Annotated in this window: 24 protein-coding genes; 14 read left to right on the top strand and 10 right to left on the bottom strand. The window is 43.4% G+C overall.

All coding sequences use genetic code 11. The features are described 5' to 3' along the window. Positions 1-82 precede the first annotated feature (82 nt). Positions 83-733, bottom strand: coding sequence for a TetR/AcrR family transcriptional regulator (locus FTT63_RS00205; protein ID WP_075167741.1), 651 nt, complete (start codon positions 731-733; stop codon positions 83-85). 226 nt (positions 734-959) lie between these two features. Here FTT63_RS00205 and prpB point away from each other — a divergent pair, with 226 nt between their 5' ends. Both prpB and prpC read left to right on the top strand, forming a co-directional pair. After that, positions 960-1844: a methylisocitrate lyase gene (gene prpB, locus FTT63_RS00200; protein WP_005177735.1), complete on the top strand. Its 885-nt coding sequence runs from the start codon at positions 960-962 to the stop codon at positions 1842-1844. A 4-nt stretch (positions 1845-1848) separates the two neighbouring features. Beyond that, positions 1849-2988 (top strand): 2-methylcitrate synthase, encoded by a 1140-nt coding sequence (gene prpC / locus FTT63_RS00195; protein ID WP_045795691.1) that lies wholly within the window; start codon positions 1849-1851, stop codon positions 2986-2988. Positions 2989-3065: 77 nt separating this feature from the next. Here the strand turns inward: prpC and FTT63_RS00190 are convergent, their stop codons facing one another. Next, positions 3066-3686 (bottom strand): aminotransferase, encoded by a 621-nt coding sequence (locus tag FTT63_RS00190; RefSeq protein WP_180191858.1) that lies wholly within the window; start codon positions 3684-3686, stop codon positions 3066-3068. Positions 3687-3760: 74 nt separating this feature from the next. Beyond that, positions 3761-4243 (bottom strand): CinA family protein, encoded by a 483-nt coding sequence (locus tag FTT63_RS00185; RefSeq protein ID WP_127799539.1) that lies wholly within the window; start codon positions 4241-4243, stop codon positions 3761-3763. A 209-nt stretch (positions 4244-4452) separates the two neighbouring features. Between FTT63_RS00185 and FTT63_RS00180 the strand changes: the two genes are divergently transcribed. From FTT63_RS00180 to FTT63_RS00165, 4 genes are all read left to right on the top strand, one after another. After that, positions 4453-4686: a hypothetical protein gene (locus tag FTT63_RS00180; protein ID WP_005177745.1), complete on the top strand. Its 234-nt coding sequence runs from the start codon at positions 4453-4455 to the stop codon at positions 4684-4686. Between the two features lie 177 nt (positions 4687-4863). Further along, positions 4864-5007 (top strand): hypothetical protein, encoded by a 144-nt coding sequence (locus FTT63_RS00175; RefSeq protein ID WP_168395233.1) that lies wholly within the window; start codon positions 4864-4866, stop codon positions 5005-5007. Positions 5008-5125: 118 nt separating this feature from the next. Then, positions 5126-5458, top strand: a complete 333-nt coding sequence (locus FTT63_RS00170; protein ID WP_160241333.1) for a hypothetical protein — start codon at positions 5126-5128, stop codon at positions 5456-5458. Positions 5459-5861: 403 nt separating this feature from the next. Then, entirely contained in the window at positions 5862-6098 is a 237-nt protein-coding gene (locus FTT63_RS00165) for a hypothetical protein (RefSeq protein ID WP_005177751.1), read from the top strand. 377 nt (positions 6099-6475) lie between these two features. Here FTT63_RS00165 and FTT63_RS00160 read toward each other — a convergent pair whose 3' ends face one another. From FTT63_RS00160 to FTT63_RS00150, 3 genes are all read right to left on the bottom strand, one after another. Then, the gene (locus FTT63_RS00160) at positions 6476-6823 is read right to left on the bottom strand and encodes a four-helix bundle copper-binding protein (RefSeq protein ID WP_016658164.1); all 348 of its coding nucleotides are present in this window, start codon (positions 6821-6823) and stop codon (positions 6476-6478) included. A gap of 38 nt (positions 6824-6861) precedes the next feature. Next, the gene (locus FTT63_RS00155) at positions 6862-7101 is read right to left on the bottom strand and encodes a DUF2171 domain-containing protein (protein WP_180191857.1); all 240 of its coding nucleotides are present in this window, start codon (positions 7099-7101) and stop codon (positions 6862-6864) included. A gap of 256 nt (positions 7102-7357) precedes the next feature. Beyond that, positions 7358-7912, bottom strand: coding sequence for a cytochrome b (locus FTT63_RS00150; RefSeq protein ID WP_005177758.1), 555 nt, complete (start codon positions 7910-7912; stop codon positions 7358-7360). A 491-nt stretch (positions 7913-8403) separates the two neighbouring features. On the opposite strand from FTT63_RS00150, the gene FTT63_RS00145 reads away from it, so the two are divergent. After that, positions 8404-9564 (top strand): MFS transporter, encoded by a 1161-nt coding sequence (locus FTT63_RS00145; RefSeq protein WP_180191856.1) that lies wholly within the window; start codon positions 8404-8406, stop codon positions 9562-9564. 48 nt (positions 9565-9612) lie between these two features. Here the strand turns inward: FTT63_RS00145 and FTT63_RS00140 are convergent, their stop codons facing one another. Next, positions 9613-11100: an amidase gene (locus tag FTT63_RS00140; protein WP_016658162.1), complete on the bottom strand. Its 1488-nt coding sequence runs from the start codon at positions 11098-11100 to the stop codon at positions 9613-9615. 198 nt (positions 11101-11298) lie between these two features. On the opposite strand from FTT63_RS00140, the gene FTT63_RS00135 reads away from it, so the two are divergent. Beyond that, on the top strand, positions 11299-11790 hold the full coding sequence (locus FTT63_RS00135; protein WP_034597534.1) for a hypothetical protein: 492 nt from the start codon (positions 11299-11301) through the stop codon (positions 11788-11790). A 65-nt stretch (positions 11791-11855) separates the two neighbouring features. Here the strand turns inward: FTT63_RS00135 and accC are convergent, their stop codons facing one another. The 3 genes from accC to aroQ are packed head-to-tail and all read right to left on the bottom strand — an operon-like array spanning position 11856 to position 14132. Further along, on the bottom strand, positions 11856-13220 hold the full coding sequence (gene accC, locus FTT63_RS00130; protein WP_005177767.1) for an acetyl-CoA carboxylase biotin carboxylase subunit: 1365 nt from the start codon (positions 13218-13220) through the stop codon (positions 11856-11858). Positions 13221-13237: 17 nt separating this feature from the next. Next, the gene (accB, locus tag FTT63_RS00125; protein WP_005177770.1) at positions 13238-13660 is read right to left on the bottom strand and encodes an acetyl-CoA carboxylase biotin carboxyl carrier protein; all 423 of its coding nucleotides are present in this window, start codon (positions 13658-13660) and stop codon (positions 13238-13240) included. Positions 13661-13676: 16 nt separating this feature from the next. Beyond that, positions 13677-14132 (bottom strand): type II 3-dehydroquinate dehydratase, encoded by a 456-nt coding sequence (gene aroQ / locus FTT63_RS00120; protein ID WP_005177772.1) that lies wholly within the window; start codon positions 14130-14132, stop codon positions 13677-13679. Between the two features lie 1063 nt (positions 14133-15195). Here aroQ and FTT63_RS00115 point away from each other — a divergent pair. From FTT63_RS00115 to FTT63_RS00090, 6 genes are all read left to right on the top strand, one after another. Further along, positions 15196-15453, top strand: a complete 258-nt coding sequence (locus FTT63_RS00115) for a hypothetical protein (protein ID WP_005177774.1) — start codon at positions 15196-15198, stop codon at positions 15451-15453. 3 nt (positions 15454-15456) lie between these two features. Further along, positions 15457-16203 carry a hypothetical protein gene (locus FTT63_RS00110; RefSeq protein ID WP_016658159.1) on the top strand — a complete coding sequence of 249 codons (747 nt, stop codon included), beginning with the start codon at positions 15457-15459 and terminating at the stop codon, positions 16201-16203. 494 nt (positions 16204-16697) lie between these two features. Continuing rightward, positions 16698-17114: a YeeE/YedE family protein gene (locus FTT63_RS00105; RefSeq protein WP_180191890.1), complete on the top strand. Its 417-nt coding sequence runs from the start codon at positions 16698-16700 to the stop codon at positions 17112-17114. Position 17115: 1 nt separating this feature from the next. Continuing rightward, on the top strand, positions 17116-17538 hold the full coding sequence (locus FTT63_RS00100) for a DUF6691 family protein (RefSeq protein ID WP_168383070.1): 423 nt from the start codon (positions 17116-17118) through the stop codon (positions 17536-17538). Further along, on the top strand, positions 17535-18410 hold the full coding sequence (locus FTT63_RS00095; protein WP_180191855.1) for an MBL fold metallo-hydrolase: 876 nt from the start codon (positions 17535-17537) through the stop codon (positions 18408-18410). Before FTT63_RS00100 ends, FTT63_RS00095 begins: the two co-directional genes overlap by 4 nt. A gap of 141 nt (positions 18411-18551) precedes the next feature. Next, positions 18552-19316 (top strand): alpha/beta fold hydrolase, encoded by a 765-nt coding sequence (locus tag FTT63_RS00090; protein ID WP_180191854.1) that lies wholly within the window; start codon positions 18552-18554, stop codon positions 19314-19316. Positions 19317-19326 lie beyond the last annotated feature (10 nt).

The following is a 19326-nucleotide window of genomic DNA, read 5'->3' as shown; positions in this document are numbered from 1 at the left end:
TCAAAACAACAATTAGTTGTTGGTTGGTTAAATAAAACAGGGAATCGGCTAATATACTATATTGAATCGAAATTGCAAAAAACTAGACGATTTGGTGACCTTGCAGAAAGTGATCGACACAGTAATGAATATAGTCATCTGTGGTTTGCGGGTCATCCTGAACAGGCAAGCCCATTAAAATCCGCCATTCCAGATTACGCAGAATGCCAAAGAACAGCTGCGCTGAATAAAGTGAATTCTCACAGCGAATCAGACCCTGGGCGGCGGCATGATCCAGCGCATGTGCAATGGAAGTTTGCAAATGCTTGGGGCCTTGTTCATAGATATAACGCGCCAGTTCCACATTGTGCTGGGTGCGCTCCAAAATTAACCTTAAAAAGGCAGAATTGGCCGGCACACTTAAATGGCTTTTAAAATTATCTAGTGTATGAATTAAATAAGCCCGTAAATCACCCTCAAAAGATTCAAAGGGTAAGCAAATGTCTTTAAAGAACTTTTCCGCACGATAATCACAAATGGCGGTAAACAGGCCTTCTTTATTGCCAAAATATTTATAGATAAAGGCCTTGGAACCACCGGCATGATGCACGATATCATCCAGCGAGACAGCATCGTAGCCATGTTCCAGAAACAGGTCATTGGCGCTCAATAATAAAGCCAGACAGCGTTCATGCCCACGCTTGGTCGGAGGGACATCTTTGCTAAAGGGTTCTAACTGAGCCAAATCATGCATAATCAGGGAGCAGGCCGCCAATTGGTAAGGAATAAATATAATTGTAGCAAATATATGACCGCTTGGCATGGAATAGCGTAGACGGAAATGTATTGACTTTTTTCTTACAGATTTACTTGAATATTTGACTAAAGTTTTAGGGACTTTATTCTAATTGGTCATGGTTTAGGCAAAGATTCTGAGTATACTCAAGCCTCAATAATTAGAAACTACTGTGGAAAGGACGATGACAGAACAAACATCTGCAGGCTTAAGATTCAGACAGGCGCTGGACACGGAAAAGCCCTTACAAATTATCGGTACAGTCAATGCCTATGCCGCCATGATGGCAAAACAGGTCGGCTATAAAGCCATTTATGTATCGGGTGCAGGTGTCGCCAATTATTCCTACGGTTTGCCGGATTTGGGCATGACCAGCCTCGATAATGTCCTGGAAGATGTACGCCGTATTACAGAACGTGTCGATACACCTGTGCTGGTGGATATTGATACCGGCTGGGGCGGTGCATTTAATATTGGCCGTACCATCAAGCAAATGATTGCAGCAGGTGCTGCTGCGGTGCATATTGAAGATCAGGTGGCGCAAAAACGCTGTGGCCATCGCCCGAACAAGGAAATTGTGACCCAGCAGGAAATGGTGGATCGTATTAAAGCGGCAGTCGATGCCAAAACTGATTCCAACTTTGTGGTGATGGCGCGTACCGATGCCTTGCAAAAAGAAGGTTTGCAGGCGGTGATTGACCGGGCCTGTGCCTGTGTCGAGGCAGGTGCAGATGCCATTTTTGCAGAAGCCATGACCGACATTACCATGTACAAAACTGTTTGTGATGCAGTCGGTGTACCGGTACTGGCCAACATTACCGAATTTGGTGATACGCCGTATTACACCACTGATGAACTAGCTGAGCAGGGCGTGCGTATGGTGTTATATCCATTGTCGGCAACACGTGCAATGCAAAAAGCAGCGCTGGAAGTGATGCAGTCGATTCGTGAGCATGGCACACAAACCCATGTGCTGGATAAAATGCAGCAACGCAAAGAATTATATGAATTTTTAGATTACCACACCTTTGAAAACACATTAGATAAACTGTTCAAGCAGGAGAATTAAAACAATGGCTGAAGGAAAAGTACTGACTGGCGCTGGATTGCGCGGACAAGTCGCAGGGAAAACCGCATTATCGACAGTTGGAAAAAGCGGTGCGGGTCTGACCTATCGTGGTTATGACGTGCAGGATCTGGCAGAAAACTGCCAGTTTGAGGAAGTCGCTTATCTGATCTTCTTTGGTGAATTACCTACCACCGAACAGCTAACCAGCTATAAAGCCAAGCTGAAATCTTTACGTCAGTTACCAGATGCACTAAAAGAAGTACTGGAGCGTATTCCGGCCGATTCACATCCAATGGATGTGATGCGTACTGGCGTGTCGATGCTTGGCAATCTGGAAACCGAACAGTCGTTTGATGTGCAGCAAGATGTTGCCGACCGTATTCTGGCCGCTTTACCGGGCATTATCTGTTACTGGTACCGTTTTAGCCATGACGGCGTACGTGTTGATGAAAACACCGATGATGATTCAATTGGCGCGCAATTCCTGCATCTGTTACGTGGTGAAAAACCCAATGAGCTGCATGAGCAGGTGATGAACGTATCGTTAATTCTGTATGCAGAGCATGAGTTTAACGCATCCACCTTTACTGCACGCGTGTGTGCATCAACCTTGTCTGATATGCACTCATGTATTACCGGCGCGATTGGTTCACTGCGTGGTCCACTGCACGGTGGCGCCAATGAAGCGGCCATGGAAATGATTGAAAACTGGACCTCTCCAGAAGAAGCTGAGCGTGAAATGCTGGGCATGCTAGAGCGTAAAGAAAAGATCATGGGCTTTGGTCATGCTATTTACAAGGACAATGATCCGCGTAATGGCATTATTAAAGTCTGGTCAGAGCGTCTGGCCAAAGATGTAGGTGATACCGTACTTTATCCGGTATCGGTCCGCTGTGAAGAAGTGATGTGGCGCGAGAAAAAACTGTTCTGTAACGCAGACTTCTTCCATGCTTCGGCTTATCACTTTATGGGTATTCCGACCAAGCTGTTCACGCCAATCTTTGTGATGTCGCGTGTGACCGGCTGGGCGGCGCATGTGATGGAACAGCGTGCAGATAACCGTATTATTCGTCCAAGCGCGGATTATACCGGTCCAGAACTGCGTAAAGTGGTGCCAATTGCAGAGCGTACCTCGGCGGCTTAATCTGCCGTGTCATTGAATAAAGCCTCATTTGAGGCTTTATTTTTTGTTGCTATATTTTTTCTGCTATATTTTTGCTGTTATTGAGAATTGCTGAGCAGAACCGGATCTTCAATCGGATAGCCCATTTCAAACGGAATGCCTAAATATTTCACAGTCACCAGCATTTTGGACTGCTGCGGGATGTTATAGGCCTGGTGAATGTTCAAGCCTTGCTTGTAACTGGTGGATTGCTGGACGGTACTGCGGAAGTTCCCTGCATCAACGCGATAGCAATATTGCCACTGTGGTACCGGTTCCGTACCATTAATCCAGTCGGCACTACGTTTGCTACTGTGCAGAACCTTAATTTGTGCCTGTTGCGTACTGACCTTGGTTAAGGGTTTTAGGCGGTTTTTAATTTTGGCCAACTCGGCATTAAAGCGGGTAGGCTGCTGGTCATAGTCAATCTTTTTGGTTTTGGGGTTAATATACAGTGAGTTGACCTGAACCAGCTGATTCGGCTGTTTCGATTTAAAGTTGTAATAATACAGCTGCGGCAAACGGCCACGGCCATCTTCATAATGGCGCAGCAAATAGACTTTTTGATCTTTCTGATCATAGCCCAGCACTTCAATTCGTTGCTGGCCGCCGACGGTGGCAAAACTGATGATGGGCAGACAGGCCATAGCAGAAAATAAGAATGGTTGAACCAGTTTCATACTTCGACTCCACATTGCAGGATATGGTTTTACTTTAAGCTAAAATCATGGAGAAAAGATGAGAAACAGTGTATCTAGGCGGGTGAAGATAAAATAAGCGCCAATACTTCCTGTGCTACCAATTGGGTCAGCTGATCCAGCCGTTCAATCGGGCTGCCATCCAGCAGATAATGAAAATTATGCAATTGCTGCTGATAGTGAATGGCAATATAAAAAGTGCCTTCAGGTTTCTCTGCGCAGGCGCTGCCACCGGGTTTTAGCAAACCGGTACAGGCCACCACAATATTGGCCTGTTTAAACAGAGCCTGGCCATGCAAGGCCATCTGCGTGGTAATTTCCGCAGATTCCGCCGTGTAATGCGCAATCAGTGCCGGATCAATCTGTAACAGGTTGGCTTTAATGCTCGGGTCATAGCTGACCAGCGCCCCGAGTAAAATATCTGCGCCGCTATTCTTATAAATTGAAAACTGGCTGCATAAATAGCCTGAACTGGCACTTTCAATAAAGGCAATGGTCAGTTGCTGTTGTTCCAGCGCATCACAGCAGCGTTTCAGCATGATGAATCTCCATTTCTTCTTCTTTTCCAAACGATTTTAAGCAAGATCAGTCTCAATCTTGTTGCGGATTCAGGCATTTAGCGCTAAAGATCGCGCGTTCCGATTTCAATTGTATAGCAGTTAGGCGAAACTCGAAATTATCGGTTTATTCTGCTGCAAAAGAATGGTAAAACTAAAAATAAAGTGCTTAGTGAAAGTAGGTTAATACAATGAAAACGATTGTGAAATATATGGTCTTAAAAGACCTCGACTATCAGTTAGGAACCTTACTTTTCCAGGAGGAATTACAGGCCGATGCTTTATATTTTGACCAGATTCCTGAAGTAATTTCTTATCAGAACCATCAGTTTAAAGTGATTAGTAAAGAACTGAAACGCGTCCAGAATGCAGCAGAGCCAGAAAACCTACAACGTATTATTGTCAAAGTCGTGACTGTGGCATAACACTGAAAGTCGCCTGCGGGCGGCTTTTTTTATCTACCTTATTTTTAAAAACTGTTGCAAGAACAAAGCCTGAATTAACAAGAAAGCTGAAATATTGACCAAAGCCATACAGCGCGGCTGTCTTAAATCATGAACAATAAAAACAGTTCAACACAACAATAAAGACAGGAGTCGATGATGGCTAAACCAGAAAAAAACTCGAATGAAAAGACCCAGCAACAGCAACCTCAGCCCAAGACCGATTCACAAGTGATTCCAAATAAAAAGAATCCGCATCCACAACATCCAAGAGATAAACAGGATACCGCCGTACAGCGCTAAGTCTGGGGGATGTTTATCCATCAGCTCCTAATTTCTCATAGTTCAATCAAACGTGTTGCAGGGCAGGAAGCATCAGTATAGCGCAGAGCTCGCAGCAGTTTGATCAAGGAGATGCAAGATGAAGATCGGTTTATTATTTGGCATGTTTGCCAGTTGTACGCTGATGGCATGTCAAAGCGTACCTTCTACACCAGCACAACAGGTAGATGTGACCAAGTCCTTAGGTTTAAAGCAGTGTGAGGGGGATGATCCCAAAGTGCGTTTACAGCAGCTGAAAGAGCAACTGCAGCAGGCCGGGATAGAAGTTTATAATGAAGCACTCGGGCATGATGGTCTGGTACATATTACCGTGTGTGGTGCCAGTACCGGCCAGACTGCCATCTTTACCATTTCGGCCACACAACTGGGTGCGGCGCAAGGCTTGGGTTATCAGCTAACGCCAGCACCTTAGTCAAGAAAATGTGACAAGTAACGTTTTGAAATTACTTTGAAAAATATGACTTATCGTTTAAAAAAAATAAAAAATGGAAGCTTTTGCCAATGCTGGAAATCCAGGAAAATAGGACAATTTTAATCAGGAAATATGCGCTGTAAGTTCTTATTTTCTCTTGACTTTCCTCTTTATGAGTTTGGGTCCATACATCCCTCGTATCGACTCTTTTTTTTGTTCAGTTTTTAATAGAAATGTAATTTATTAAAATATTTTAAACAATGGTAAAAATCGAGCAAAGCTAAATAACTGATATTTTTTATATTATACATATATATATTATTTTTTCTATATTCTTAAAAATGAAACTTTTGCTACTTATATTTAAAACTAATGAATAAAGGTTAAAGTGAGGTTAAAGCAGATGAACGATGTCAGCTTGGAGTTTTTAAATCAGGCCATTGATAAGTGCCTAAAAGAAGGCAAGAAACCGAAAAAACTACGTTTGGGCTATAAATTGTATGCGCATTTTATGCATGATATGCGTTTTTCCAAGGAAGTCCGAGATTCTGCACTCGATCCGGACAAGCGCCGTTATCGTGGAATCAAGCTAAAAGTGACCCAAGATGAGTATGAATTAAGTTTTGTGGAAAAAGAATAATCCGTATTTTTAAATAGATAAAAAAAGTAAATGTTATTTTTTGCTAATTTTGGTGATAGAAATTTAATATAAATTACCAAGTATTCTGGATTTATATACATGTGGGGGATGTATATTATAAATGGGTGAGCTTTTGTAATATAATGCAATTGGTCACATCACTATTTCTTGGTATAAGAACAGAACAATAATAAGAAAGGAGTATGGATGTGAAAGTGAATACACGACGGTCTTTAGATATTACGGTTCTGGTGAGTGCTTCATGTATTATCACCTGTCTGATTTACTTATTAGGGCAAAACAGAGTCGTGCTCTTTTAAAAATAAAAACCACCTTCGGGTGGTTTTTATTTTCCAGTTAAGATTCGTTAAACCATATTAACCTTCAATCTGACAGGCTTCTGCGCAGGCACGACAGGCGCGGGCACAGTTTTGACAATGTTCATCTTCATGCTGGCCACATTCTTCGGCACACAGTTCACAGGCTTTGGCACACAGGTCCATGGCTAAATGATGTAGCTCCGAGTTGCGAACTTCAAAGGCAACACAGAGTTTGCAGGTTTCAACACAGTCCAAACAGCGCTGGATGCAGGTTCGCATCATCTGCACATGTTCTTCGTGTAAACAGGCATCTGCGCAGCGTTGACAAGCAACAATGCATTCCAGACAGGCCTGTATTGAAAGCGAAGATTGTTGAACGGATGAAAGATGCGGCAGCTGATTCATAAGCAGATCCTCGAATAAAGTCCGGTTGATATCAAAATTTATTGCGGTATTTCAATCCAGGTTTCTTGTACTTCTTGCAGGTTTTTAATCAGGATTATACGCTGCTCACAAATATCACCCACCCAAGATAGCGGGATCAGATGTGCTTTGCCTTCGGCATCCTGACTTAGTTGGATTCGATCTAAATCCAGAAACTGTTCAATTTGGCCCAGATGAACGCCGTTAGTGGTAAAGACCTCCGCATGTTGTTGCAGTTCATGATGACGAAACTTGGCCATACTGCTGCCTCAAGAAAAGGATTTTTTTCACTCTAATGCAAGCTATCGCGCAAAAGATGAAAAGCAATAAAAGCGATACAAATCAGTGGCAGATATTCACGTCGTATTAAACGGTTACATGCTTTTAAATAGAATAAAGAGAGGCGTGGGTTTTATTTATATACAAGGGTATTTTATTTATGACAGTTTTGTCCTATTTATATCAGACAGTTTAAGTGGATAAACTGCCTGATTTATTCTGATTTAAAACCGATATTTATTTATCGCTCGAAATCATACTTTTTAGAACATGATCGCGGTCAATAAAATGATGTTTTAATGCCGCCAGTACATGACCTATCAATAATAGGCCTGCTGCCCAGGATAAATAGATATGTAAGGGTTTAACGATGGCTAACAGCTCCGGATTGGCTTGTACCATCCGTGGAATTTCAAACAGATAGAGCACTGGTGCTGGATGGCCGGCGCTCCAGCTAAATAAACAGCCGGTAATTGGCAAGGCCAGTAGCATAAAGTACAGGGCTAAATGGCCCAGATGAGCCAGTTTTTGCATAAGGGGTGACATGGTGTCGGGGAGTTTTGGCACCGGATGGGTATAGCGCCAGAAAATCCGGATGACAATTAGGAAGATGAGCGTGGTGGCAATATTTTTATGCAATTTAATGACATCGCCTTTAAAGCTGCCATCTGCTTCATAACTCAAAAAGTTACCGCTATAAAAACCAATAATCCAGGCCGCTATAAAAATAATTGCCATAAGCCAGTGCAAGACTTGGGCGGTGCGGGTGTAGTAGAGTGATGTGTTATTCATATTCTAGAAGAGGATAAAAAGATCCGTTTTATCCTAATCTGTTCTTGTTTGCTCGGAAACCGGACAAATCCAACGTAGCGTTCCAGATTTGGGGGGATCACACATTCATTCGATTAGGGAGGATAAAAAAATGAGAAAATTTGACTTGTATAAACAATCTTAATAGCGCCCATTGGTCAATTCTAGGCTTCGATAAGAAGCTTGTAATAGATTGCGCTACTAGACGATTTATTGAGTTAAATTGCCCAGATGATCAGTGATCACGAAAGATAAGGGGCTTCTGGCTGCATATTAAATGATCTGCATCTGATCTCATCTTGAGGATTTCTTTTTTCAATCTGTTGAGTTGCGTCACAAAGCAAGTGCTAAAATACTGAAATTCGGCAGAGTTTCTAAGCAGTGTCCTCAACTGAAAGCAAAGGCAAATACATGCAACCCAATGCACTCATCAAGTTCCATTACAGATTCAACATGCAAGGATAGGGCGGCTAATGCGATCACTTGCAATCAGTACACGGCTCGGTGGTTTCTACTTTTTCTACTACGCCATTGTTGGCACATTTATGCCATTTTGGAGCCTGTATCTGGAAGATCAGGGCTTCAATTATCAGGAAATCGGGATTCTGTCTTCCATTGCAATTATCACCCGGTTTTTTGCCCCTTTTATTTGGGGCTGGATTGCCGATAAATCCGGGAAACGCATGTTGCTGGTGCGTATTGCCACCTGGATGGAAGCCTGTATCTGGTTCATGCTGTTTATCATTCCGAATAGTTTCCAGTCAGTGGCATTGTTGATGCTGATTTTCAGCTTTTTCCAGAATGCCATTTTGGCCCAGTTTGAAGGAGTGACCTTATTCTGGCTGGGCGATCAACGTGAACAGCTGTATGGCAAGGTGCGTAAATGGGGATCGGTCGGTTTTATTGTTGCGGTATTTGGTATCGGCGCGTTGCTGGAAATTATTCCAATCTCCATGCTGCCATTATTGTTGCTATGTATCGCGTTTCTGGCATTTATCTGGTCTTTTAGCATTAAAGAACCCAGCGCTGCACCTAGTTCCCAAAAACAGCTGGAACCTTTGTGGCCGGTGTTAAAACGACCTGTGGTGGCCTGTTTTTTCCTCATTGAGTTTATTCTGCTATTTTCGCATGCGCCGTTTTACAGTTTTTATAGCAATTATCTGAGTCAGGCTGGTTTTAGTACTTCAATAATTGGTTTGTTGTGGTCAGTAGGCGTGATTGCAGAAATTATCATGTTTGCTTATGCAACCTTTTTCTTGTCGCGCTGGTCATGGCGAACGCTGGTGATGGCTTGTTTGCTGCTGACCGGTTTACGCTGGATTGTTGTTGGTTTGGTACCTGACAGTTTTATCGCCCAGTTTTTTGCCCAGACCATCCATGCCTTTAGTTTTGGCTTATTCCATGTGATTGCGATGCGGGTGATTTTTCAGAATTTTAGCTTGGGGCAGCAAGGGCGAGGGCAAGCCATCTATAGCACTATGTGGGGTATGGGTGTGGCGTTGGGAAGTATTCTGGCCGGTTATTATTGGGATATTTTTTCAGGGCAAACGGTCTTTATCTGGGCTGGCTTATCTACATTGCTGGGCTTGTTACTGGTCTTTGGTTTGCCGAAACAGCTGCAAAAACAGGCGTAGAAAAAGCCGGTCATATCGACCGGCTGTTGAATCAGGATATTCAAGTCTTTAAATTTTGATGTGTTGATATTGCGGGAACCACGGTTGAGCCTGTTCCAGTTGTGCAGCCAGTTGTAGTAATACATCTTCACGGGCAAAAGGTGCAATAAACTGAGAACCTAAAGGCAAGTGCTGTTTATTCCAGTACAGCGGCACAGACATCGCCGGTAAGCCGGTAATATTGGCCAGCTGGGTAAAAGGTACCCATTTCAGGTTTTCCCGTACAATCTGATCGACCAGTTTGCCTTGGGTTAACAGATGTGCCTGACCGACTTTCAGCAAGGCTTTTAACACCGGTTTTTGCCAGGCTGGGGTTTTAACTTCGCCATTCTGGGGAGCTACCGAGGCTGTGGCTGGGGTCAGATATAAATCATACCGGTCAAAGAACTGGTTCATTTGCGTGGTATAAACGCCCCAGTTATTCAGGTTGTGAATATAATCCAGCGCAGAGGTTTTGGCGCCAAATGCGGCCAGCGCCAGTGAATCCAGTTCAAAATCATCATCACGTGAAGGATACTGCGCGCGAATCTGGCTGAGCATATAAGAGAACTGACTAAACCAGGTGGTAATAAAATCTTTGGCTAGTTGCATGCCATCAATAGCCGGCTGATCTTCAATTACTTCATGCCCAAGGCTGGTTAAGAGTTTTACAGTGTGCTCAATCGCCTGAATAGCATCTTTAGATACAGCGGTGCCAATTGGAGAGCGGGTGCTAAACGCAATTTTCAGTTTTTTTGGTGCTTGCTGCATCAGCTGCAGATATTGACCTTCCGGGCGCTGAATCTTAAATAAAGAGCTGTGTTCTTCGCCGTGGGTTGCATCAAGCATGGCAGCGCTATCCCGGACACTGCGCGTCAACACATGCTGAATGGCAGCGCCGTGCATGGCTTCACTCATGGACGGTCCCCATGGGGTACGGCCACGACTCGGCTTTAAACCGAACAAGCCGCAATAAGAGGCAGGAATACGAATCGAGCCACCGCCATCGCCGGCACCGGCCAGTGGCACAATACCGGCGGCCACAGCAGCCGCAGAACCACCCGATGAGCCTCCACTATTATGTTTTAAATGCCACGGGTTTTTACAGCTGCCCCAAGCATCCGGTTCGGTAATGCCTTTGATTCCGAATTCAGGAGTGTTGGTACGGCCAAAAGTCACAATTCCGGCCTGTTCCCAACGATTGACAATTTCAGCGTTTGTTTCGGGAATATAGCCCATTCTTTTTAAGCCTTGACAGCCATAAGAAGTTGGGTAGCCCGCATATTCCTGAAACAGGTCTTTGACCAGAAAGGGTACCCCAGCAAATGGACCCGACAATGGCCCTTGTACGCGTTGCTGTGCATGTTCATGCATCGGAATAATAATTGCATTCAGGCTTTTGCTTTGTTCGGCGCGTTGTACGGCCAGTTCCAGCAGTTCCGATGCCTGAATTTCTTTTTTTGCCACTAATTCGGCCAGCCCCAGACCATCATATTTTAAATATTCTTGTAACTTCATTTTCAATCCTGAAAATATAAATTGTCAGAAACTGTTGTAAGAGATTTTACGCAAAGTTGCAAGGCGAGATTAAAATTTAAACAGTAAAAAATTAGCGATTTTGGGGCTTAAAAAAATTGTTGAGTTATGTTTATGCACTAAGTTTATTGCAAAAAATATGCTAACGTTAGCGGGTACTTTATATCATTGAATCAATGTATGAAAAAACTTTATCTCACCAGTTTAATGTTAGTATGTTGCACTGCCGTGATGGCCAATGAAACAAAAACGACAACAACAAATAGTGCTGCCGCAACCGCTGCAAAAGCGCCTGTCAATGCCAATACCGTTCGTGTCATTACCCGTCCTGAAATTGTGGGATTGTGGGGCATGGAAATTCCAAATAACCGCAAATGTATTGAATATTATAATTTTCGGGGTGATAACGATGTCATTATCAAAAGCGGTCAGGAATGGTCGTCTGGCATCTATGACTATCAGCCGGCAGAAGATCCGGCCAGCAGTTTACCTGCCTTAATCATGCAAATTAAATATGACAATAATGAGGTCGATTGTTCCGGTTATCAGGAAGATCAGACCGGGGAGATTTCACAATATTTTGTGCAATGGAAAAACCCGCATACTATTCATTTCTGTAGTAATGAAAAAGCCGAACAGTGCTTTGCCACTTTGCGCCGTGTTTTGCCTTAAAGCTGAAATTCAGCCATAAAAAAACCGCTGAAATCAGCGGTTTTTTTATTTTCACAAGGAAACGCTTAGGCTTCCTTGTTGGCACCTTCAAGCTGCTTTAACAAATGCTTTTCCAGGTAGTGAATATCCATTGCCTGTTTGCAGAAGTTTTCATCTTGCAAGATCAGATCTTTATGTAATGGAATATTGGTTTTCACACCGGTCAAAATCATTTCATCCAGCGCCTGACGCATGCGCGCAATACTGGTGCTACGGTCTTTACCATGCGCAATCAGTTTAGCGATCATCGAGTCGTAATAAGGCGGAATGCTATAGCCCGGATAGATATGTGAATCTAAGCGGATACCGGCACCACCAGACGCGTAGAAGTTTTCAATCTTGCCTGGTGATGGCAGGAAGGTTGATGGATCTTCCGCATTGATACGGCATTCAATGGCATGACCTTTCACCTGAACATCTTCCTGCTGAATGTCGAGGCCTAAACCACCGGCAACGCGCAGTTGTTGTTCAATAATATCAATACCTGTGACCATTTCAGTTACCGGGTGTTCTACCTGAACACGGGTGTTCATCTCGATAAAGAAGAACTCGCCATCTTCAAACAGGAACTCGAAAGTACCGGCACCGCGATACTGCATCATCTTACAGGCGTTGACACAGGCTTCTAAAATATCTGCACGTGCTTGCTCTGGCAGGTTTGGTGCTGGTGCTTCTTCCAGAACTTTTTGATGGCGACGCTGTAAAGAGCAGTCACGGTCATACAGATGGATGGCATGGCCGTTACCATCGCCCAGTACTTGCACTTCAACGTGACGAGGCTTTTGCAGGAAACGTTCCATATAGACCGTATCATCACCAAACCACATTTCCGCATCACGCTGCGCCGCTTGTACCGATTCCAGCAGGGTATCGACACGTTCAACAATACGCATACCACGACCACCACCACCGGCAGCTGCTTTAACAATCAGTGGAAAGCCGATTTCTTTGGCTTCAGCCAGGGCATTTTGTGGTGTTACTGCATGGGCAGAACCTGGTACCGTCGGTACGCCGGCTTTACGCATGGCGGTAATGGCAGAAACCTTGTTCCCCATTAAGCGGATGTGTTCTGGACGCGGACCAATAAAGATAAAGCCTGAGCTTTCTACAATTTCGGCAAATTCCGCATTTTCAGACAGGAAACCATAACCCGGGTGAATGGCATCAGCACCGGTAATTTCTGCTGCGGTAATAATCGCAGGAATATTCAGATAACTGTCGCTGCTCGCGCCCGGACCGATACACACGGCTTCATCACAGAAACGTAAATGCATCAGGTCTTTATCGGCATCGGAATAGATACCGACAGTTTTGATTCCTAAAGTTTTGCAGGCCCGGGTGATGCGAAGCGCAATCTCACCACGGTTTGCAATTAAAACTTTTTGCAACATTGTGAGTCCCCGTGGTCTTAAGCGCGGTAGCGGAAGAGTGGTTGACCAAACTGAATCACTTCACCATTTTTAACTAGAATTTCTTCAATCACACCGCTTTGAGTCGCTTCAATCGGGTTCATGATTTTCATGGCTTCGATAATACCTAAGGTTTCACCTGCAGAAACGGTTTGACCGATTTTCACAAAAGGTGCTTCACCTGGGCTTGGTGCTGCATAGAACACACCAACCATTGGAGAAGTTTCAACTGCACCACGTGGAGAAGATTTCGGTGCTGATGGCAGATCTGCTGCTGGTGCAGGCATTGCTGGAACCGCTGCCGCTACTACTGGACTGCGACGAGTAAGCGCAATCGCCTGATCGCCTTCTTTAACTTCAATCGCTTGTAAGTCAGATTCAATCATCAGGTCGATGAGTTTCTTGATTTTACGGATATCCATGAGACAGTATTCCTAATTAAGATTGCGAAGTGAGTTGAATTTTTTCGATAACGTAGTCAAGTGCAGCAGCATAGCCTTTTGCACCCAATCCGCAGATCACGCCTACAGCTTTATCGGACAAATATGAATGATGTCTAAATGCTTCACGTGCATGTACGTTAGACAGATGAACTTCAATAAACGGGATGGCAACGCCAAGAAGCGCATCACGTACTGCGACTGAGGTATGAGTCAGGGCCGCAGGATTAATAATGATGAACTGAACGCCTTCTTGACCTGCCTGATGAATTCGGTCGACAATGGCACCTTCCCAGTTACTCTGGAAAGTTTCTAGCGAAAATGATGCATTTTGCGCTTGTGTCATGAGCTGCTGATTTATATCCTCAAGGGTAAGGTGTCCATAAACCTCAGGTTCTCGCTTTCCTAGCAAATTTAAATTCGGTCCATGAATAACCAAAATGGTTGAACTCATCCAGCCTGCTCCAATTAATAAGTTGCAAATAGTCTTTGCAAGATGTCTGCAAAGTTTGCTTATTATGGCATGAAATTCCACATTTTTTTTATAATTTCTTTAAATTTACGTGAAAAGCATGTCGCAAAATATGGCTATATCATGCAAACTTTGCATACAATTCGCAATGTTAAAAGATTCCAAATTTGCACGAAATTACGGTTTTTTACATTGTAATGAGAATTGACCAAAACCATTCACAGGTTTGCCGCAAAATAGTTTGATGAGTTTAAGCCCAAGTAGATGGCCTGCATGTGCATCCGGTTTTATCTCTGGATTTCCCCCGGAATGCTATCCCTGAATTTGGGGAGTTTTTATCCTCCTCCTGATTTCTATATTGAATTGGCCGCGTTTTAAAATTTATACCATTCAATATATCTGCTGAGAGGTTGCCGCTATAGATTCTGTTTTATCTGGCTTTAAACTACCGTGTTGCTATCTTAATTTATTATTGAATTACAAATATTTATCTTTATTCTGTGCTTGGGATATAGTACTTAGATCAGTCATTAGCGTGCTGTTTAGATCAGTTTAGCATGTGCTTTATAGTTGGGCTGATCTTTCAGATAGAGGGTGTATTCGAGTATTTAAAGCACCAATAGGAAAAGAGCAATCCTGATCATGGATAGTCATTGTGACGAACACGAGAGCAGGTTGAAGTCAAAAGCGTTAGATTTATTTTCAGGAAGTCATTGACCAATTCTTTCATTGAAAAAGACAGTTTTGTGTCTTTCTGTACGAAAGCCGTTCAGGCAAGGTTGGCAAAATTTGATAGTTCACGTATTGCCTAAACTGGTTTGGCGAGTAGGGCCTTGATTTTAGAATTAAAAAATAACAGTATTGCTTTAATTAAGGGGAAATCTTCTTAAAAGCGACAAATATCTTAATTTAGCCTAAGTAAGACAGATCTATCTAATTCAGCCTGTGACAACTCTGTATCGGCGAAGTGCTGTATAAATAGACAAATAGCCCTGATGTGCTAAGATAAAGACATATTACACACAGTGTGAACAGGAGTTGTCCAATGACAGCTTATACGATTATGAAAGCAGGCAAGGTGGAGGATGATATGATTCCAAAACTGGCGATTCACGCATTTCGTGATGCCTTTAAGCAGGCATGTGCGTCTTCAACTGTGGTGTATGTGAAAGATCAGCAACTGGTACAGCGCCAGCCGAATGGTCAGGAAAGCGTAATGAAAGATGTATCGGCGGCTTATCGTAGTGCGCAGCATCTTCCAAAAACCTTGACACGCAAAAAGAAATTACAGACCGTTCACTAATTTATACCACAACCCCGCATCAGGATGTTTGCAGGTCCGAATGGTTCAGGAAAAAGTACCATTAAGGAATATTTGTTGCCCCATCATATTGGGGCATATTTAAATGCAGATGAACTCGAATATCAGCTTAAACACTCTGCAGTTTTGCATTTGGACCATTATCATCGGGCATTGAATGCAGCCGCTTTAATTTCCTTTCTAGAACAAAAACAACGACCGCAGGCAAATACATGGGTGCCTTTATTACGTCAGCCACCGGTGTTAATCAGTGCAAGCTGCGTACAGTTTGATCCTGCAGAAATCGATTCCTATTTATGCGCGCGTATTATTGATTATATTCGCCTGGAATTTTTACGTTTAAAGGTGAGTTTTACCTTTGAAACAGTGATGTCGCATATTTCCAAAGTGGAATTTTTACATGAGGCAAAACGCCACGGATTTAAAACCTATCTGTACTATGTTTCCACGGTTGATCCGCTGATTAATATTGCGCGGGTGCAGTATCGCGTAGAGAAGGGCGGGCATGGCGTGCCTGAACAAAAGATTAAACAGCGTTACTACCGCAGTATGGATTTATTAATGCAGGCGGTGGATGCCACAGATCGAACCTACTTTTTTGATAACTCGACGGATGGTCAAGCCGCATCTTTTCTGGCCGAGATTGAAAATGCCGAGCTGTTAAAAATAAATCCCGAGGCGCAGGTGTTGCCAGAGTGGTTTGTAGAGAAAGTTTTAAATGCTTTTGAGTAAGTCAGTTCACTTGGATGGGTACTCATCTCTATTTCTGATCAGCAGCTTTAAAACGCCAAGAAATTAAAGCCAAACTACATAATATTCTGCCGAAGTACAAAATTCCCCGAGGATATATTCGGGGGATTTGCCCAACTATCAAGATCAGCTAATTAATTCACATGATTTTTCTAGCAAACTGTTTTCCATTTACGACCTGTAAGGCGGTTTATTAAACTAAAATAGTCTTTATCCAAGTCCTATTTTAGAGATGTGCTGGCCGCGCTAAGCCTCTAGTCAGTGGAAGCTTTTTTATTTTCCTTATTTTTTAAACGCTTCATTCTCATTCCTTTATCCCTAAAATAGCCTAAGCAATACTCTCCTTAATCAGCGAATGACAGCGCAAAAGCCAGAATAAAGGAAAGGGGGAGATGATTAGCTCTTTGTAAACAAGGATAGCTATTTATTGATATTTTATATATTATAAAAACATATAATGTTTTGGGTGTATGGCGATGCATGATTTTCTGATTGCGTTTTTAGGTGGCCTTTTATTAGGGACCGCCGTGGTCGGCTATTTATATGTGAACGGGCGAATCGCAGGGATTAGCGGCTTGCTGGCGCAGGTGATGCAGCCAAGCACCATCTTTAAAACACCGGCGCTGTGGTTTTTATTGGGACTGTTTATTACGCCGTTTATTTATGGAATCTGGCAGCAGCCACAGATTGAACTTGAGGCTAGTCCACTCATGATGGTGGTGGCCGGTATTTTGGTTGGTTTTGGGACCCGTTTAGGTTCGGGTTGTACCAGTGGTCATGGTATTTGTGGAATCAGCCGTTTGTCCAAACGTTCGATGGTAGCGACCTTGACCTTTATGCTGACGGGCGTATTGACGGTGTATGTCATCCGCCATATCACAGGAGCATTCTAAAATGAAAAATATCTGGGCGTTTCTATTTGGCGGATTATTTTCATTGGGCCTGATGATTTCGGGTATGTCCAATCCGGAAAAAGTACTAGGTTTTCTGGATATTTTCGGCGATTGGGATGCCAGTCTGGCTTTTGTGATGATGGGTGCCATCGCCGTGGCTTTTATTCCGTTTCAAAAGGCAGTACGTCAGGCCGAACCTAAGACGGTGTATCATGAGGCCATTGAGTTACCGCGGCAAAATCAGCTAGATTCTAAACTGATTCTCGGCAGCGCTTTGTTTGGGATTGGCTGGGGGATTGCCGGCATTTGTCCTGCACCTAGCTTTACGTTAATTGGTCTGGGCTATTATCAGGCACTGTATTTTATTGCTGCGATGATGTATGGCATGTATCTTCATCATCGACTTTTAGGGAAAAAATCATGACCGCTACGCCAGTTGTACAACATTTTTTCGACGAAGAGACCAATACATTCAGCTATGTAGTGACCGATCCGGCCACGCAGCAATGTGCAATTATTGATAGCGTCTTGAATTATGATGCGGCTTCGGCATCTACCTCGACTGAAGGTGCCGACGCAATTATTAGCTATATTCAGCAAAATAGCCTAAGCGTTGAATGGATTTTAGAAACCCATGTGCATGCAGATCATCTGACCGCAGCCCAGTATTTAAAAGAAAAGCTCGGTGGAAAAATTGCCATCAGTAACAAGATTATTGTGGTGCAGGATACGTTTGGCCGTATTTATAATCTGGATTTGAAATATCTGAATGCGCATCAAGCCTTTGATTATCTGTTTGATGATCATGAGCAATTCAGTATTGGTGAATTAATGGCCTACAATATTCCAACACCAGGGCATACACCGGCCTGTTTAAGCTATGTGATTGGTGATGCAGTCTTTGTCGGCGATACCTTGTTTATGCCGGATTATGGTACTGCACGCTGCGATTTCCCGAAGGGTAGTGCAGAGCAACTGTTTGATTCTGTGCAAAAACTGTATAAGTTGCCAGCACAGACACGGGTATTTTTATGTCATGACTATCTGCCTGAAGGGCGTGAGGTCTTTATACACGAAACCAGTATCCAGCAGCAAAAAGCCGAGAATATCCATATTCACGATGGCACACAAAAAGCTGAGTTTGTAGAAATGCGTAATTGCCGTGATGCCGGTTTGTCGATGCCAAAACTGATTTTGCCTGCCATTCAGATCAATATGGTGGCCGGACATTTCCCTGAACCGGAAGCCAATGGCACGCGCTATCTGAAGCTGCCACTCAATTATTTCAACAAATAAACCGGATCGGCCAATGCCTTTGTGCAACTGGCCGATATTTTTGGCCTGATACAAAATAGCCTAAGCAAAAATACAATTTTAATAAAACACTTATCCTATAATATCGAGATAGCCAAAACCGATGCATTCAAGGAATCAAAAATGCTGCTCAATTTCCAGACTTCACAACAACATCTATCAAGCACCGACATTCCGGTTGTTCTTATTCATGGTTTATTTGGCAGCTTGAGTAATTTAGGTATGCTGGCACGTGCGTTACAGGAACGTTATCCGGTCATTCAGATTGATGTGCGTAACCACGGAAAATCGGAACATTGCCAGAGCATGAGCTATACCGAGATGGCGCAAGATGTACTGGAAACCCTGGATGCGATTCAGGTACAAAAATTTATCGTGATTGGCCATTCCATGGGCGGAAAAATTGCCATGCAACTGGCTGACCTTGCACCAGAGCGAGTGGAAAAACTGGTGGTGCTGGACATGACACCATTTGCCTATCAGGAAAATCATCATGATCAGGTGTTTGATGCGCTATTTGCTGTCAAAAAAGCACAAGTGGAATCACGCCAGGATGCCACCCAGATTATGCAGCAGCATTTGCGTGAAGATGCAGTGATTCAGTTTCTGATGAAATCGTTTAGTAAAGGGCAGTGGTTATTTAATGTTGATGCACTTTATGCATCTTATCCGAAAATTTTATCTTGGCAGTCAGTCAAGGTGGATGCACCAAGTTTATTTATTCGTGGCGGCGCCTCTCCGTATTTATCTAAACCGGAACACTATGCTGCCATTGAACAGCAGTTTAGTCAGGCCAATATTGAAACTGTTGAAAATGCGGGGCATTGGCTGCATGCAGAGAAAACTGCTGAAGTGGTTGATAAAATCCAGCAGTTTTTATCTGCATAAGCCCGGTATT

It is taken from the genome of Acinetobacter sp. C15 (assembly GCF_013420645.1).
Classification (GTDB): Bacteria; Pseudomonadota; Gammaproteobacteria; order Pseudomonadales; family Moraxellaceae; genus Acinetobacter; species Acinetobacter indicus.
Note: the sequence above shows the minus strand (reverse complement) of the source record. Positions and strands in the feature narration are given on the sequence as shown.

What these genes read in the sequence shown, in the direction of transcription:
- FTT63_RS00165 (WP_005177751.1), top strand. Translation starts at nt 5,862, where the DNA reads ATGAACGATGTCAGCTTGGAGTTTTTAAATCAGGCCATTGATAAGTGC.
- FTT63_RS00205 (WP_075167741.1), bottom strand. Translation starts at nt 733, where the DNA reads ATGCATGATTTGGCTCAGTTAGAACCCTTTAGCAAAGATGTCCCTCCG.
- FTT63_RS00115 (WP_005177774.1), top strand. Translation starts at nt 15,196, where the DNA reads ATGACAGCTTATACGATTATGAAAGCAGGCAAGGTGGAGGATGATATG.
- FTT63_RS00100 (WP_168383070.1), top strand. Translation starts at nt 17,116, where the DNA reads ATGAAAAATATCTGGGCGTTTCTATTTGGCGGATTATTTTCATTGGGC.
- aroQ (WP_005177772.1), bottom strand. Translation starts at nt 14,132, where the DNA reads ATGAGTTCAACCATTTTGGTTATTCATGGACCGAATTTAAATTTGCTA.
- FTT63_RS00185 (WP_127799539.1), bottom strand. Translation starts at nt 4,243, where the DNA reads ATGCTGAAACGCTGCTGTGATGCGCTGGAACAACAGCAACTGACCATT.
- prpC (WP_045795691.1), top strand. Translation starts at nt 1,849, where the DNA reads ATGGCTGAAGGAAAAGTACTGACTGGCGCTGGATTGCGCGGACAAGTC.
- FTT63_RS00095 (WP_180191855.1), top strand. Translation starts at nt 17,535, where the DNA reads ATGACCGCTACGCCAGTTGTACAACATTTTTTCGACGAAGAGACCAAT.
- FTT63_RS00155 (WP_180191857.1), bottom strand. Translation starts at nt 7,101, where the DNA reads ATGGCCAAGTTTCGTCATCATGAACTGCAACAACATGCGGAGGTCTTT.
- FTT63_RS00090 (WP_180191854.1), top strand. Translation starts at nt 18,552, where the DNA reads ATGCTGCTCAATTTCCAGACTTCACAACAACATCTATCAAGCACCGAC.
- FTT63_RS00140 (WP_016658162.1), bottom strand. Translation starts at nt 11,100, where the DNA reads ATGAAGTTACAAGAATATTTAAAATATGATGGTCTGGGGCTGGCCGAA.
- FTT63_RS00175 (WP_168395233.1), top strand. Translation starts at nt 4,864, where the DNA reads ATGGCTAAACCAGAAAAAAACTCGAATGAAAAGACCCAGCAACAGCAA.
- FTT63_RS00150 (WP_005177758.1), bottom strand. Translation starts at nt 7,912, where the DNA reads ATGAATAACACATCACTCTACTACACCCGCACCGCCCAAGTCTTGCAC.
- prpB (WP_005177735.1), top strand. Translation starts at nt 960, where the DNA reads ATGACAGAACAAACATCTGCAGGCTTAAGATTCAGACAGGCGCTGGAC.
- FTT63_RS00160 (WP_016658164.1), bottom strand. Translation starts at nt 6,823, where the DNA reads ATGAATCAGCTGCCGCATCTTTCATCCGTTCAACAATCTTCGCTTTCA.
- accC (WP_005177767.1), bottom strand. Translation starts at nt 13,220, where the DNA reads ATGTTGCAAAAAGTTTTAATTGCAAACCGTGGTGAGATTGCGCTTCGC.
- FTT63_RS00105 (WP_180191890.1), top strand. Translation starts at nt 16,698, where the DNA reads ATGCATGATTTTCTGATTGCGTTTTTAGGTGGCCTTTTATTAGGGACC.
- FTT63_RS00145 (WP_180191856.1), top strand. Translation starts at nt 8,404, where the DNA reads ATGCGATCACTTGCAATCAGTACACGGCTCGGTGGTTTCTACTTTTTC.
- accB (WP_005177770.1), bottom strand. Translation starts at nt 13,660, where the DNA reads ATGGATATCCGTAAAATCAAGAAACTCATCGACCTGATGATTGAATCT.
- FTT63_RS00190 (WP_180191858.1), bottom strand. Translation starts at nt 3,686, where the DNA reads ATGAAACTGGTTCAACCATTCTTATTTTCTGCTATGGCCTGTCTGCCC.
- FTT63_RS00135 (WP_034597534.1), top strand. Translation starts at nt 11,299, where the DNA reads ATGAAAAAACTTTATCTCACCAGTTTAATGTTAGTATGTTGCACTGCC.
- FTT63_RS00180 (WP_005177745.1), top strand. Translation starts at nt 4,453, where the DNA reads ATGAAAACGATTGTGAAATATATGGTCTTAAAAGACCTCGACTATCAG.
- FTT63_RS00170 (WP_160241333.1), top strand. Translation starts at nt 5,126, where the DNA reads ATGAAGATCGGTTTATTATTTGGCATGTTTGCCAGTTGTACGCTGATG.